Annotated in this window: 11 protein-coding genes; 2 read left to right on the plus strand and 9 right to left on the minus strand. The window is 34.0% G+C overall.

Features of this window, described 5'->3' with window-relative positions:
- Window positions 1-74: 74 nt before the first annotated feature.
- Window positions 75-269 carry a cold-shock protein gene (locus LPB88_RS07695; protein ID WP_007137066.1) on the minus strand — a complete coding sequence of 65 codons (195 nt, stop codon included), beginning with the start codon at window positions 267-269 and terminating at the stop codon, window positions 75-77.
- A gap of 389 nt (window positions 270-658) precedes the next feature.
- Window positions 659-2,416 carry an aspartate--tRNA ligase gene (aspS, locus tag LPB88_RS07700; protein ID WP_230714228.1) on the minus strand — a complete coding sequence of 586 codons (1,758 nt, stop codon included), beginning with the start codon at window positions 2,414-2,416 and terminating at the stop codon, window positions 659-661.
- 158 nt (window positions 2,417-2,574) lie between these two features.
- Between aspS and LPB88_RS07705 the strand changes: the two genes are divergently transcribed.
- Window positions 2,575-3,570, plus strand: coding sequence for a TlpA disulfide reductase family protein (locus tag LPB88_RS07705; protein WP_230714230.1), 996 nt, complete (start codon window positions 2,575-2,577; stop codon window positions 3,568-3,570).
- Between the two features lie 211 nt (window positions 3,571-3,781).
- Window positions 3,782-4,129 carry a toxin-antitoxin system YwqK family antitoxin gene (locus LPB88_RS07710; protein ID WP_089350073.1) on the plus strand — a complete coding sequence of 116 codons (348 nt, stop codon included), beginning with the start codon at window positions 3,782-3,784 and terminating at the stop codon, window positions 4,127-4,129.
- A 44-nt stretch (window positions 4,130-4,173) separates the two neighbouring features.
- Here LPB88_RS07710 and LPB88_RS07715 read toward each other — a convergent pair whose 3' ends face one another.
- The 7 genes from LPB88_RS07715 to LPB88_RS07745 form a co-directional block, all read right to left on the minus strand.
- On the minus strand, window positions 4,174-5,289 hold the full coding sequence (locus LPB88_RS07715; RefSeq protein ID WP_230714232.1) for a PepSY domain-containing protein: 1,116 nt from the start codon (window positions 5,287-5,289) through the stop codon (window positions 4,174-4,176).
- 131 nt (window positions 5,290-5,420) lie between these two features.
- A complete protein-coding gene (locus LPB88_RS07720; protein ID WP_230714235.1) occupies window positions 5,421-6,980 on the minus strand; it encodes a PepSY domain-containing protein in 1,560 nt (519 codons plus the stop codon).
- Between the two features lie 7 nt (window positions 6,981-6,987).
- Window positions 6,988-7,290, minus strand: a complete 303-nt coding sequence (locus LPB88_RS07725) for a hypothetical protein (RefSeq protein ID WP_230714237.1) — start codon at window positions 7,288-7,290, stop codon at window positions 6,988-6,990.
- A gap of 18 nt (window positions 7,291-7,308) precedes the next feature.
- Entirely contained in the window at window positions 7,309-7,641 is a 333-nt protein-coding gene (locus LPB88_RS07730; protein ID WP_230714239.1) for a hypothetical protein, read from the minus strand.
- 61 nt (window positions 7,642-7,702) lie between these two features.
- Complete coding sequence (locus tag LPB88_RS07735; RefSeq protein WP_230714241.1) at window positions 7,703-10,186, minus strand: TonB-dependent receptor; 2,484 nt, start codon at window positions 10,184-10,186, stop codon at window positions 7,703-7,705.
- Window positions 10,187-10,402: 216 nt separating this feature from the next.
- Window positions 10,403-11,641: a 2-oxoglutarate dehydrogenase complex dihydrolipoyllysine-residue succinyltransferase gene (gene odhB / locus LPB88_RS07740; protein WP_230714243.1), complete on the minus strand. Its 1,239-nt coding sequence runs from the start codon at window positions 11,639-11,641 to the stop codon at window positions 10,403-10,405.
- 72 nt (window positions 11,642-11,713) lie between these two features.
- Window positions 11,714-14,488 (minus strand): 2-oxoglutarate dehydrogenase E1 component, encoded by a 2,775-nt coding sequence (locus tag LPB88_RS07745; RefSeq protein ID WP_230714245.1) that lies wholly within the window; start codon window positions 14,486-14,488, stop codon window positions 11,714-11,716.
- Window positions 14,489-14,579 lie beyond the last annotated feature (91 nt).

Here is a 14,579-nt window from a genome sequence, read left to right on the forward strand (position 1 = left end):
AAAAACGTTTCGAAATTAATCGAAACGTTTTCAAAACCATTCAGAGGCAAAAAAAATAAATTGCTATATTTTTCTTAGATTACTGCTACTTTAGCAGCAACTTTCCCTTTTCTTCCTTCTTCTTCTTCATAGCTTACACGGTCACCTTCGCGTAATTCTTCCGCGTTAATTCCTGAAGCGTGAACGAAGATATCTTTTCCTGTTTCTTCGTCTGTAATGAATCCATAACCTTTAGATTCATTGAAAAATTTTACTGTACCTGTACGCATTGTAATTGTAATAATAATTTATAATGAAGCAAATGTAATATATAAATTCATACAAAAGACAATAAGGTGTTAATTTTTTGTAAAAATTATTGATTCACAGTGTTTTCGCTATTTATATTGCATCAATTTTGATATGCAGATACTTTATTTGAGAATCATCAATTGTCAAAATAAAAAGTTAAAAAAGTAGCTTATAGTTTACAAAAATTTTGTATATTATGCCAAACCCTTTCTGTAAATTTGAGTTTCTGTGAGAGAATACTTGTATTTATTGACTTCGCCTTTTTTAGTTAGTATTTTTTTAACACTCAGGCCGGAAGAAAATGCATAAAAAAACGGCAACTAAATCTTATTAGTTGCCGTTTTTATGTTTTTAAATTTATAAGAATTTATATCGTATCAAGTTTGATATGAAGTTCTTTTAATTGTGCATCGTCAATTTTTGCAGGAGCATCGATCATAACATCACGCCCTGAATTGTTCTTAGGGAATGCAATAAAATCTCTAATCGTTTCCTGACCTCCTAAAATAGCCACCAATCTGTCTAAACCAAAAGCTAAACCTCCGTGTGGTGGTGCTCCAAATTGGAATGCATCCATTAGGAAGCCAAATTGTGCTTTTGCTTCTTCTTCAGTAAAGCCTAAATATTTAAACATTAATTGTTGAGTCGCTTTGTCGTGAATACGAATCGAACCTCCTCCAATTTCATTTCCGTTAAGAACCATATCATACGCATTAGCACGAACCTTTCCTGGGTCAGTTTCTAATAATTGCATGTCTTCTGGTTTTGGAGATGTAAACGGGTGGTGCATCGCATGGTAACGACCGCTTTCTTCGTCTAGTTCTAATAGTGGAAAATCAACAACCCAAAGTGGTGCAAATTCCTCTGGTTTACGCAATCCTAAACGAGTTGCTAATTCCATACGAAGTGCCGAAAGTTGCGCACGTGTTTTATTTGCCGGTCCTGAAAGTACAAAAATCATATCGCCAGGTTTTGCTCCTGTGATTTTTGCCCATTGTCCTAAATCGTCCTGATCGTAGAATTTATCTACAGATGATTTAAAAGTTCCATCGTCATTACATTTTGCATACACCATTCCTGATGCTCCAACTTGTGGACGTTTTACCCAGTCAATTAATCCGTCAATTTCTTTACGGGTATAATTTCCTGCTCCCGGAACTGCAATTCCCACAACTAACTCGGCAGCATTGAATACTGGAAAGTCTTTGTGTTGTGCAAATTCGTTTAATTCGCCAAACTCCATTCCAAAACGAATGTCCGGTTTGTCGTTTCCGTATGTTTTCATGGCATAGTCGTAAGTAATTCTTGGGAATTTGTCTACTTCAATACCTTTAATTTCTTTTAGTAAATGTCTTGTCAATCCTTCAAAAACATTTAAAATATCTTCTTGCTCCACAAAAGCCATTTCGCAATCGATTTGCGTAAACTCAGGCTGACGGTCTGCACGCAAATCTTCGTCACGGAAACATTTCACGATTTGGAAATATTTATCCATTCCGCCCACCATCAATAATTGTTTGAAAGTTTGTGGCGATTGTGGCAATGCATAAAATTGTCCTTCGTTCATACGGCTTGGTACAACGAAATCTCTCGCTCCTTCAGGAGTCGATTTGATTAAGTAAGGAGTTTCAACTTCGCAAAAATCTAAATCAGATAAATATTTACGGACTTCCATCGCTACTTTGTGACGGAACAACAAGCTGTTTTTTACAGGATTTCTTCTAATATCTAAATAACGATATTTCATTCTGATATCTTCTCCACCGTCCGTTTCATCTTCAATAGTAAAAGGAGGAGTTAATGCAGCATTTAGAATCGTTAATTGGGTAACTAAAATTTCTATGTCACCGGTAATCATGTTTTTGTTCTTGTTCTTGTCTTCACGCTCAATTACAGTTCCTTTTACCTGAATTACAAATTCTCTACCAAGAGTTTTTGCTAATTCAAAAACGGTTTTATCGGTACGACTTTCGTCGAAAATTAATTGTGTAATTCCGTAACGGTCGCGTAAATCAACCCAATTCATAAATCCTTTATCGCGTGATTTTTGAACCCAACCCGCAAGTGTAACTTCCGTATTAATATTTGAGGCGTTTAATTCGCCACAATTATGACTTCTATACATGATCAAAATTTTAGACTGCAAAAGTAAACACAAAATTCAAATTAATATAATAAAGTGCATAACTAGATGACTATTAATTTGAAATATTTTGTTAATTCTTAAATTTTGCCGCTGTAATTTCTTTAGATTTGAATTACTAAAAACAAACTTTAATAATTATGAATAAATTTTTTGTAACTGGTCTGTTGATTTTTAGCGCTTTGAATGTCATCGGTCAAACTAAAAGTCAAGTTAAATTTACAGCTAAAATAGAGAACAGAAATAGTGACACTTTGGTCATTAAAGGGAAAAATAATTTTAGACAAGTTATTCCTATCAATAAAAAAGAGTTGTTTGTGGCTTCTTTTGATGCTCCAAAAGGGTTTTATATGTTTTCTGATGGTACAGAAGGTTCTAATTTGTATTTAAAACCAAATTCGGATATCAATCTGACAATGAATGCTAAAGAATTTGATGAAACTATTGTTTATAAAGGTAAAGGTGTGAACGAAAGTAATTTTCTGGCGCAGCAAGCGTTAAAAGACGAAAAGTTTCAGAACGAAGCTTTTTCTAAAGAGGCCGTAGAATTTGCTAATTTATTAGAGCAAAAGAAAAAAACGGATTTAGAGAATCTAGAGAAAGGAGATTTTGATCCTGAATTTAAAACAGCATTGAAAACTAGTTTCGAAAGTTTTAATCAATATGCTTCTGAAGAATATGAAAGAGCTTCAAAAACAAAAGGTTTAATAGGGAAAGTGTCGCCTGATTTTGATTATGAGAATTTTAGAGGTGGAAAAACAAAACTTTCTGATTTAAAAGGAAAGTATGTTTATATTGATCTTTGGGCAACCTGGTGTGGGCCATGTAGAGCTGAGATTCCTTATTTGCAAAAAATCGAAGAGAAGTATCACGGAAAGAATATTGAATTCGTGAGCATTTCTGTCGATAAAGCAAAGGATAACGAAAAATGGAAAAAATTTGTGACAGATAAACAATTAGGAGGAACTCAATTGTTTGCAGATAAAGATTGGGAATCTGAGTTTGTAACGAGTTATGGTGTTACGGGAATTCCGAGATTTATTTTGATAGATCCAAAAGGTAATATTGTGGCTCCAGATGCTGATCGACCATCCTCTCCAGAGCTTCAAACGCAATTAGACGCATTATTGAAGTAATTTATTTATCAAATTTATAACGTTATAGTAAGTTTTCGCTTTCGCGGAAATACCAGTAAAACCAATGCTTCGGCGTTGGTTTTTTTGTTTTTCAACTATTTCCAATGTTAAGTTTTTATTCAATGTTACCAAATTGTTAAGTAAAAGTTTGTTTAATGTAAACAATTAACTATATTTGATAACGATTTGATAACATTAAATACCTAAAGATATGAAAAAGTGTGTAATTTTAGTTGCAATATTGTTCTCTGGAATTCTAGTTGCACAAGAGGTAAAACCAGAATTAGAAGCTGTTGGAAACAAAGTAAAAGCTACTTACTATTATGAAAATGGTAATGTACAACAACAAGGTTTCTTTAAGGATGGTAAACTAGATGGCGTTTGGGTATCGTATGATGAAAAGGGAAATAAATTGGCAGTAGGAGAGTACACAGACGGAATGAAAACTGGAAAATGGATTTTCTTCAATGAAAAAAGTCTTTGTGAAGTTGCTTATGAAAACAGCCAAGTAAGTTCAGTAAAGAATTTACAAAAAAATGCTTTGGCAAACAGAAATTAATAAGATTTCGAAAACATAAAAAAACCGCTGACTAAGCGGTTTTTTTATGCTTTTATTTTTTTGCAGGATTTGTTTTTTCTTCCGTACCAAATTACAAAACCTGTTACGGGTAGTGCAGTAGCTATTAAACTAATTATAAAAGCGATTATTTTTCCGGGTAAATCCAGAATTTGACCTGTATGAATTCCATAATTCATTTCGACAACCTGTAAGCCTAAACTCTTTTTGTCATAAGGATCACTTTGAATTAATTTTCCATCATTTGGGTGAAAGTAATAATTGCTTTGATGATCGTATCTTAAAGTATGCGGATATGCTCCTGTACTAATAATATCACCTTTTTGTTGTGGAAAAATAACAAAACACATTTCGGCTTTTGGCTGAAGTTTCATGGTTTCGATAAAAGCACGATCAACTGCAACAAGCGAGTTACTATTAAATTTAGTAGTATCGATTACCGGAGTTTTTGTTTCGGCAGCTTTGTTTCCTCCAAAATTGAAAGTTTTATAAATTCCGTCACCAACCCATTCATACGTAAAAGTTAGACCTGTAATGGCAATAATTGCAGCGATAATAGCAATATAAAACCCGGAGGTGTTGTGCCAGTCATAGTTCACTCGGCGCCATTTTGCTGACCATTTTACGGTAAAACTTCGTTTGATATCATGCTTTCGTTTTGGCCACCACTGAATAATTCCTGAAATCAGCAATAAGATAAAGATGATTGTTGCGCCGCCAATAATATGCTTGCCAATATAATCAGGCAAAAGCAAATACAAATGAATGTATTCGACGATGATAAAAAAGTCTGTTTTAGGGTTTTCTGTTTTAAGATATTTTCCTGTATATGGATTAAAATAGAGGTATAGATTTTCAGAGTCAGAATACGTATAGACAATTGCAGATCTATTTTTTCCATAATAAGAAACCATACTTGCTTTGTTTTTTGGAGCAATTTCGTTGGCTTTTTCCTTTAAAACAGATGGTAATAAAAAGGGTTTGTTTTCAGGTTCGACCAAACGCCATTCTTTGCGGGTGATGTCTTTTATTTCGTCATGAAAACAAAAGATACAACCGGTAATACTTATAATAAAAACAATAAGCCCGGAAATTAATCCAAGCCATTTATGTAGAAAACGTACTTGCTTTTTGAACCCCATTTTTTAATAAAAACGTAAAAGTATATCCTTAATCAATAAGAGACAAATATTTTCCTTCATTTGAAATAAAAGCGATTATTTAAAATATATTGTTACTATTTTTCTTGAGCAAAATAGTAAGCAAATTTCAATTATTTTTCAGCAACAACCTCTTTTTTGGCTTTTAAATGATAAGCCACATATAATGAAATTGAGGCGAGAACAATCCAAAAAACATCAATAAAGAAAACCTGAACTTTATTTTGCATAAACGAATTCCAAAACCAGTTTCCGGAAACTATTCCGTTTGTAATTGGAATCAGAAATCCTAAAATGCTTCCTGAGATCAAACAGAATTTATTGGTAAAAGCATCGTTCTTTTTAATAATAAAAAAGATTGTAAGCACTAACCATCCTGCAAAATAAACAAGATACAAATTGTCCTGAGTCAGTGGATAAAATATTTTGGTTACAATAAAAGCAAGTGCTGTAATAGGGTACATGCTCAAACAAATTGCCAAATAAATGCGAACAACCGCAGCATTAAAACGTCTTTTCTTCTCTGGTAAATTGTTTTTCTGTCTGGCAACTAACCAAATCATTACACCTGAAATAATGACAAAACAAGTGATGATTCCTAAAACGAAACTCACGATTTTTAAAGCATATCCTCCATAATCTCCAAAATGGATTCGGTATAAAACATTCTTTACAACATCTAAATAATTGTTTTGTGTAACAGGATTTTTTCTGGCGATTTCTTTCCCATCGGCAATTCGGTAAACGACTTTTCCAATTCCTGTGAATTTTTTATGGTTTAGCATTTCACCTTCAACTAAAACGTGCATGTTGGCATCGCCATAATTTTGAATAAAAACGCGGGTAATTTCAAAATCTTTCCAGTTGTTTTTTGCTTTTGCAACTAATTGATCGATGTTAAAGGGTGTTGCTAATTTTTTGTTGTCAAATTTATACTCAGGATCGTTGTATTCTAATTCTTTGTATAATTTGTCCTGATCACCTTTGTACAGAGCCATTACGGCCGGAGCTACAATTAAAAGTTTAATCATGAAAAAAGCTCCCGTTACGGCATAAACAAACTGAAATGGCAATCCAATCATTCCTAATGCGGTGTGAGCATCGGTCCATAATGTTTTCAATTTCTCTTTTGGACGGAAAATATAAAAGTTAGAAACAATTTTTTTCCAATGCAATAAAAGCCCGGTTACAATGGCAAATAAAAAGAATAATGCCGTAAAACCTGAAAGGTAATAACCAACAGGATAAGGTATCTGAGCTAAGAAATGTAAACGGTATAAAAATTCACCTAACGAATAAGACTCTTCATAAGTATAGGTTTTGTGCGTTTTGGTATCAAGATAGAAAAATGATCCTTCTTTTTGTTTGGCTGGAGCCAAAGTATCTTTGGTACCTTCCATATAAATGGCAACTCTACGTTCGTTACTTGGTTTAGAAATAGTAATATTTCTACCGTGTAAAACATATTCTTTGTCGATTTTTTTTAAAGCCGTGTTGTAATCCAGTTGAATTTCTTTGGTAATTGCAGCTGACTCATTTCTTTCCCAATCGTTAATTTCATCTCTAAAAAAAGAAAAAGACCCTGCAAAGAAAATGACAAAAAGTACCACACTGATCACAATTCCGCTAACAGTATGCGTATGAAAATAGATGTTATAATTTCGGTTATTCATAGGTTAGTTATTGCGCCGTTGGATTATAGGTTTGACCTAAATAAATGAAAAGACAAAAAAGTAAAGTTAACAGGAGATAAACACCCCAGATTTTCCATCCATTTTTAGCTAAAAAAGCAATCACCATTAGCACAACCCAAAGAATGAATCCGCTAAAAGCCATCGTCATTAAGATATTAGCACGGTTAAACCAAGATGCTAATGCCAAATGAAAAGTGACTGAAACAAAATAGCCGCCTAAAATAGCAGCAGTTATTTTGGCAAATCGTTGCCATTTTGATTGGGTTAAATATTTTGGATTTGCTGGCATATTTTGGTTAGAAATGGTTTAGTTGTAGTAGAATTCTAATAAAGCAATTAGTATAAAAAGTGCCAGTATAACTTTACCGTTTACTTTTTTTAATGGTTTTAAAATGATTATTAAACTTCCGATAGTCATTAACTGAATAAAGAACATCAATGTGCCACAGCCCAATGATTGTGTAAATAACCATAAGGAGTAGGCTAATAACAAAAGTACGAATCCGCTAATTTTGGTTTGCTTCGGATTTTTTTTCATCCATTTCTCAAAACCTAAATCATAAGACAGAACGGCTCTTTTTGAAGTGTAATACAAAGTATAAAATGCTAAAAAAACGATAAGGCTGGCTATTGTTATCATGGTTTAATAGAATTTAAAAAGCATCTTTCATAAACAGAAAGATGCTTTTTGTTTAATTTTATTAGAATCTATAAGTAAAACTTGCGGCAAAAGTTCTAGGGTCTTTAGGATGAATTGTTGACCATCCATCATAAATCTCCTCGTTTGTAATATTGTTTACTTTAAGCGTGATATTGAATTTATCTGCATTGTAGAATAAAGACGAATTTAATACCCCATATTCATGAATTGTGAATGTTCCTGCAGTAGCTCTGTTCATGATTTTATTGTCACCAACATAATTTCCTCCGGCACCTAATCCAAATCCTCTTAATACACCGCTTGTAAATTTATAACTAGCCCAAAGGTTTGCTAAGTTTTGTGGTCCTGAACTTTCAGGTCTGTGATTTACAAAGTCAGGATCTCCAGCAGTTAATCTTGCGTCATTGTAGCTGTATCCCAAAACAATGTTTAAACCAGTAACTGGATTTGCAACGATTTCAGCTTCAAAACCTTTGTTGTGTTGTCCTCCATTTTGATAACTTGTTTGATTGTTTGGCTGAGGAACATCAGGTTGAGTTGGGTCTACATACGGGGTTTCTATTACATATACCTGATCAGAAACTTTAATATCGTAGTAACTAAAAGTAGCATAAAGTTTGTCATTAAACAGGTTCAATTTTGTACCTGCTTCAAATTGATTAGCATGTTCAGGATTGAATGATAAAGGAGTAACAATACCCGCGTTACGATTTTGACCCGGAGCAACATTTGCAAAACCATTCATATAGTTTGCAAAAACAGAAACTTTGTCTAAAACAGGCTGGTATACCAATCCGAATTTTGGAGAAAAAGCAGTTTGATTGTAATCGTCAACATCTGTAGAAGTATCTCCACTGTTTATAAAACGGTCTGCACGTAAACTTACCATTGCAGATAAAGCAGGAGTAAAGTTGATTACATCTGAGAAGTATGCGCTGAAAACCTCTTGTTTTGTTTTACTGTTATTTCTAGGACTATTGCCTACAATTGCATCTGATGCAGCTTTTGTTAAAACACCGCTATCCCCATTTGTAGTTTTATAAAGAGAATTGAAAGTTGCTACATCATCGCCTATGTAGATCGTACCATTTCCAAAATATCCTGAGCTGCGATCAAAAGTCGTTCTGTTAAAGTAATCAAGACCAACAACGATTCTGTTTCTTAGATTTCCTATTTTAAAATCTCCGTTAAAATTTTGTTGAACATCAATTGTTGAATTTTTATTGTCCTGATAATTGAAAAATCTATTCAGTACAATTCCTTCTTTAATCTTCGGAACGTATGCCGTTCCTTCATACAAATAAGCATAATTTCCAGTTGATTTTGCAGAGCTAGAAGAGAAAATAGTTTGTGAAGTCCATTGATCAGAAATCTTATAAAACATTTGCCCTTGCAAATTGTAGGAAGGTGTTTTTATAGTAAGTTCGTTACTAGTGTAAGAACGTTCGTTGTTGTATTTTAATTCAGAAATATTGTGAACTCTTAAAGGATTGCTTCGGTCTAAAAACAACATTGTTGGATTTGTTGTTTCATTGCTCATGAATTCAGTATTTACCAGAAATGATAATCTGTCATTTACTTCGTATGATAATGATGGAGCAATAAAAAATGATTCTCTAAAACCGGCATCCTGAAAGCTTTCTTGTTTGTTGTAAGCTGAAATAGCTCTAAAGTTTAAAGTTTTTTTATCGTTTAATGGTGTATTAATATCGGCAGTTACACGGTTTAAACCATAACTTCCAACAGTATAATTTACTTCTCCTCCAAATGTTTTGTAGGGTCTTTTTGTAGTTGTGTTGATTAATCCTCCGTAAGAGATTAAACTGCTTCCAAATAAAGTTCCTGATGGACCTTTGATAATTTCAATTCGGTCAACATTTGCAGGATCCAAACTTCCGTTTGTTAATCCAGGTAAACCGTTAACCATAGTTGGCTGAACCGCAAAACCTCTAAGAGCATAATAACCTGCACCATCGCCACCACGGCCAGTTGAAGCCCAAAGTTGTGTAATACCTGATGCGTTTTTTAAAGCATCATCAAAATTAGTTACTACTTGTTCTTTTAGAACTTCTCCTGTAATAGTGGTATATACTTGTGGATTTTCTAAGTTTTTAAGTGGTAATCTGGATACTTGTTGATTTTCTTTACGTGCAAAACGGTTTTTTCTACCACCATTTACAACTACTTCTGTTAGCTCTTCAGAATTTGAAGCCAAATTGAAGTTTTGAGTTAGTTCATCTCCTTCTTTAACGATGATTTTTTTTTCGGTAGGAGTATATCCAACAGCAGAAACTTTTAAAGTATATGTTCCGGGTTTTACATTTTTTATTTTGTAGTTTCCATTTTCGTCAGTAATGGTTCCTAATCTTGTTCCTTTTAATGCAATCGAAATACCTTCAGGAGAGTCATTGCTGCTTAAAGATATTTTACCTTTTAAGGTTGCTTTTTCTTGTGCGGAAATTGTTGTGCTTGCTAATAGAAAAAAACAAAAGCTTAAGAAAGAAATTGTAAATTTATATTTCATTTTTATTTAGAATTGATTTTAATAGCGCAAATTTAGTTGTTGAGTGTCAACTATACAAGCTATTTTTATTTATTCTAAATAAAATAATTTTTAAAGGGTGAAATTTACGTTTGTTTAAAAAATTAACATCTTAAGCAAGATTTAAGCTAATATTAAGAAAAAAAGCCTGTTCAAATTAATGAACAGGCTTTCTATTATTGTGGAAAATTATTAAAATTACAATTCTAAAGCACGTTTAGCATCGCCATTCATTAATAATTCTACTGGATTTTCTAAAGCTTCTTTTACAGCAACTAAGAAACCAACAGACTCACGTCCGTCGATGATTCTGTGGTCATAAGAAAGAGCCACATACATCATTGGGTGAATTTCAACTTTACCATTTACAGCAATTGGACGCTCAATAATATTGTGCATTCCTAAAATTCCTGATTGAGGAGGGTTGATAATTGGAGTACTTAACATACTTCCAAAAACACCACCGTTTGTAATTGTGAAAGTTCCTCCAGTCATATCGTCAACAGTAATTTGACCATCACGAGCTCTTAAAGCTAATCTTTTGATTTCAGCTTCAATTCCACGGAAAGTTAATAATTCAGCATTACGAACAACAGGAACCATTAAACCTTTTGGTCCAGAAACTGCGATTGAGATATCAGCAAAATCGTAAGCGATTTTGTAATCACCATCCATCATTGAGTTAACATCAGGATACAATTGTAAAGCTCTTGTAACTGCTTTTGTAAAGAATGACATAAAACCTAATCCTAAACCACCATGTTTTGCTTTGAAAGCATCTTTGTATTCGTTACGAATTTGGTTAATTGGAGTCATGTTAACTTCGTTGAAAGTTGTTAACATTGCTGTTTCGTTTTTAGCAGCAACTAATCTCTCAGCTACTTTACGACGTAACATTGATAATTTTGTACGCTCACTTCCACGGCTTCCACCAGTTGGAGTTCCCATAGAAGGTACTGCATTAAGAGCATCTTCTTTAGTGATTCTTCCGTCTTTACCAGTTCCTGAAACAGTTGCTGGTGCTATGTTTTTCTCGTCTAATATTTTTCTAGCCGCTGGAGATGGAGTTCCAGAAGCATAAGTTGCTGCTGCAGGTGCTGCTTTTGGAGCTTCTGCTTTTACTTCAGCCTTTGGAGCTTCTGCTTTCGGTGCCTCAGCTTTTGGAGCTTCTGCTGCCGGAGCAGATCCTGAAGGTTTTACACCATCTGTATCAATTAAACAAACTACAGCTCCTACTGCAACTGCGTCACCTTCTTCTGCTTTAAGCGTAATAATTCCGCTCATTTCAGCCGGTAATTCAAGAGTTGCTTTGTCTGAATCAACTTCAGCAATAGCTTGATCTTTTTCTACATAATCTCCGTCTTTTACTAACCAAGTTGCAATTTCAACTTCTTTTATTGATTCCCCTGGTGATGGGACTTTCATTTCTAAAATCATCTTATTTTTTGTTTAAGGTTTTTATGGTTTCAGTCCCGATAGCTATTGGGATTGAAACTTGAAACATTCTTTTTATCTGAATAAATTTTTATCGAAAACCATTCTAATTGCATCTGCATGACGACGTTTTGCACGTGTGTAACTTCCTGATGCTGGTGCAGCATAAGCTTTTAACGAAGCTAATCTCCATTTTACAAGATCAAAGTTCATTAACATAAAGCTGTAAGCTCCCATGTTTTTAGGTTCTTCCTGAGCCCAAACATAATCATCAGCATTTGGATATTTTGCAATGATTTCTTTGATTTGCTCAACCGGGAAAGGGAATAATTGCTCGATACGAACAACTGCAACGTCATTTCTTCCGTTGTTTTCTCTTTCAGCAACAATGTCATAGTAGAATTTACCAGTAACAAAAACCAAAGTTTTTACCGCTTTTTTATCTACTGCATTATCATCAATTGTTTCCTGGAAACTTCCTTTTGCTAATTCTTCTACTGTAGAAACACATCTTGGATCACGTAATAAACTTTTTGGAGAGAAAACTACCAAAGGTTTACGGAAATTCGTTTTCATTTGTCTTCTTAACAAGTGGAAGAAGTTGGCTGGAGTTGTACAATCTGCAACATACATATTTTGTCTTGCACAAAGTTGTAAGTAACGCTCCATTCTTGCAGAAGAGTGTTCTGCACCTTGTCCTTCATATCCGTGAGGCAATAATAAAACGATACCATTTTGGTTGTTCCATTTATCTTCACCACAAGAAATATATTGGTCAATCATGATTTGGGCTCCATTAGAGAAATCTCCAAATTGTGCTTCCCAAATCGTTAATGCATTTGGATTTGCTAATGCATATCCGTAATCAAAACCAAGAACTCCGTACTCTGATAAAAGAGAATTGAATACTCCGAATTTTCCTTTTTTGTTCTCGATAGCGTCCAGTAGAATTACTTCTTCTTCAGAATCTTCAACTTTTACTACAGCATGACGGTGAGAGAATGTACCGCGCTCTACGTCCTGACCAGAAATACGAACATCAAATCCCTCTGTCAAAAGAGATCCGTAAGCAAGAGCTTCTGCAGTTCCCCAATCGATAGTGTTATTATCGTATCCAGTTTTTCTGTCTGTGACAATTTTAGATATTTTACTGATGAATTTCTTGTCAGCAGGTAATGTCGAGATTGTATTGATGATAGAATCTAATCCTTTTTTGTCAAAAGCAGTATCTACTTTTTGAAGCATTTGAGTATCTGTCACCTGAACAAATCCGTTCCATTCGTTTTTCATGAATGGAGTTATGATTGTCAAATCTTTTTTACGAGAAGCTTCTAAATTCTCCTCCATATTAGATTTGTATTCTTTTTCTAAAGCATTTACATAAGAAGCATCGATTACGCCGTCTGACAATAATTGCTCTGCATAAATATCTCTTGGATTTTTATGTTTTGCGATGATTTTATATAAAACCGGTTGTGTAAAACGAGGTTCGTCACCTTCGTTATGACCGTATTTTCTGTATCCTAATAAATCGATAAATACGTCACGTCCAAATTGCATTCTGTAGTCTAATGCAAAAGATACTGCGTGTACAACAGCTTCAGCGTCGTCAGCATTTACGTGTAGTACTGGCGATAATGTTACTTTGGCAACGTCTGTACAATAAGTAGAGGAACGAGCGTCTAAATAATTCGTTGTAAAACCAACCTGATTGTTGATTACAATGTGGATTGTTCCTCCAGTTTTGTAACCGTCAAGTTGAGCCATTTGGATGATTTCATACAAGATACCTTGTCCTGCAATTGCAGCATCTCCGTGAACGGCGATAGGTAATACTTTAGAGAAATCGTCAGCATAATATTTATCTTGTTTTGCTCTTGTGATTCCTTCAATTACAGCTCCAACCGTTTCTAAGTGAGAAGGGTTTGGTGCTAAATTGATATTGATGCTTTTTCCTGATCTTGTTTTTTTGTCAGCCGTAAGACCTAAGTGGTATTTTACGTCACCATCAAAATATTCCTGATCATAATCTTTACCGTCAAACTCACCAAAGATATCCTGAGTTGATTTTCCGAAGATGTTTGCCAAAACGTTCAAACGACCACGGTGAGCCATTCCCATTACGAATTGTTCAACACCTTTTTCAGCAGCTTGTTCGATCAAAGCGTCTAAAGCCGGGATAATAGATTCACCACCTTCTAGTGAGAATCTTTTTTGCCCAACATATTTAGTATGTAAGAAGTTCTCGAAAGAAACTGCTTGATTTAATTTGTTTAAGATAGTTTTCTTTTCTTCAGAAGAAAAATTAGGCTGATTAACATTTACAGCTAATTTATCCTGAATCCATTTTACAACGCCAGGATTTCTGATGTACATATATTCAATACCAATGTGTTGGCAGTAAATAGATTTAAGACGCGTTACAATGTCTTGTAATGTAGATGGTCCCACTCCGATAGTCTGAGCAGCATCAAAAACTGTTGAAAGATCAGCAGTTGTTAATCCAAAATTTTCAATATCTAAAGTTGGAGACGAAGTTCTACGGTCACGAACAGGATTTGTTTTTGTAAACAAGTGTCCTCTTGTACGGTATCCATCAATTAATTTTAGAACGTTAAATTCTTTTTGCAGTTTTTCTGAAACTTTACTGTAATCTGTGTTGTCGCTAGTCACATATTCAACAATTCGTTGAACTGGATTTTCGTCATTATAAGTCGTTTGTCCAAAGTCGAAACCTTGAAAAAAACTTCTCCAGCTTGGCTCAACGCTATCTGGATTTACTAAATACTGATCATATAATTGTGCGAAAAACTCTGTATGCGCTGCATTTAAAAATGAAAACCTATCCATAATATGAGTGAATATACTTTTTGTTAAATAGAATGGCAAAAGTACAACAATCGCATTTATTTAAATCTTTTTTTTACGTACTTTTACGTAA

The sequence above is a fragment of the Flavobacterium sp. JAS genome (assembly GCF_020991455.1).
Taxonomy (GTDB): domain Bacteria; phylum Bacteroidota; class Bacteroidia; order Flavobacteriales; family Flavobacteriaceae; genus Flavobacterium.

What these genes read in the sequence shown, in the direction of transcription:
- LPB88_RS07695 (WP_007137066.1), bottom strand. Translation starts at nt 269, where the DNA reads ATGCGTACAGGTACAGTAAAATTTTTCAATGAATCTAAAGGTTATGGA.
- aspS (WP_230714228.1), bottom strand. Translation starts at nt 2,416, where the DNA reads ATGTATAGAAGTCATAATTGTGGCGAATTAAACGCCTCAAATATTAAT.
- LPB88_RS07705 (WP_230714230.1), top strand. Translation starts at nt 2,575, where the DNA reads ATGAATAAATTTTTTGTAACTGGTCTGTTGATTTTTAGCGCTTTGAAT.
- LPB88_RS07710 (WP_089350073.1), top strand. Translation starts at nt 3,782, where the DNA reads ATGAAAAAGTGTGTAATTTTAGTTGCAATATTGTTCTCTGGAATTCTA.
- LPB88_RS07715 (WP_230714232.1), bottom strand. Translation starts at nt 5,289, where the DNA reads ATGGGGTTCAAAAAGCAAGTACGTTTTCTACATAAATGGCTTGGATTA.
- LPB88_RS07720 (WP_230714235.1), bottom strand. Translation starts at nt 6,980, where the DNA reads ATGAATAACCGAAATTATAACATCTATTTTCATACGCATACTGTTAGC.
- LPB88_RS07725 (WP_230714237.1), bottom strand. Translation starts at nt 7,290, where the DNA reads ATGCCAGCAAATCCAAAATATTTAACCCAATCAAAATGGCAACGATTT.
- LPB88_RS07730 (WP_230714239.1), bottom strand. Translation starts at nt 7,641, where the DNA reads ATGATAACAATAGCCAGCCTTATCGTTTTTTTAGCATTTTATACTTTG.
- LPB88_RS07735 (WP_230714241.1), bottom strand. Translation starts at nt 10,186, where the DNA reads ATGAAATATAAATTTACAATTTCTTTCTTAAGCTTTTGTTTTTTTCTA.
- odhB (WP_230714243.1), bottom strand. Translation starts at nt 11,641, where the DNA reads ATGATTTTAGAAATGAAAGTCCCATCACCAGGGGAATCAATAAAAGAA.
- LPB88_RS07745 (WP_230714245.1), bottom strand. Translation starts at nt 14,488, where the DNA reads ATGGATAGGTTTTCATTTTTAAATGCAGCGCATACAGAGTTTTTCGCA.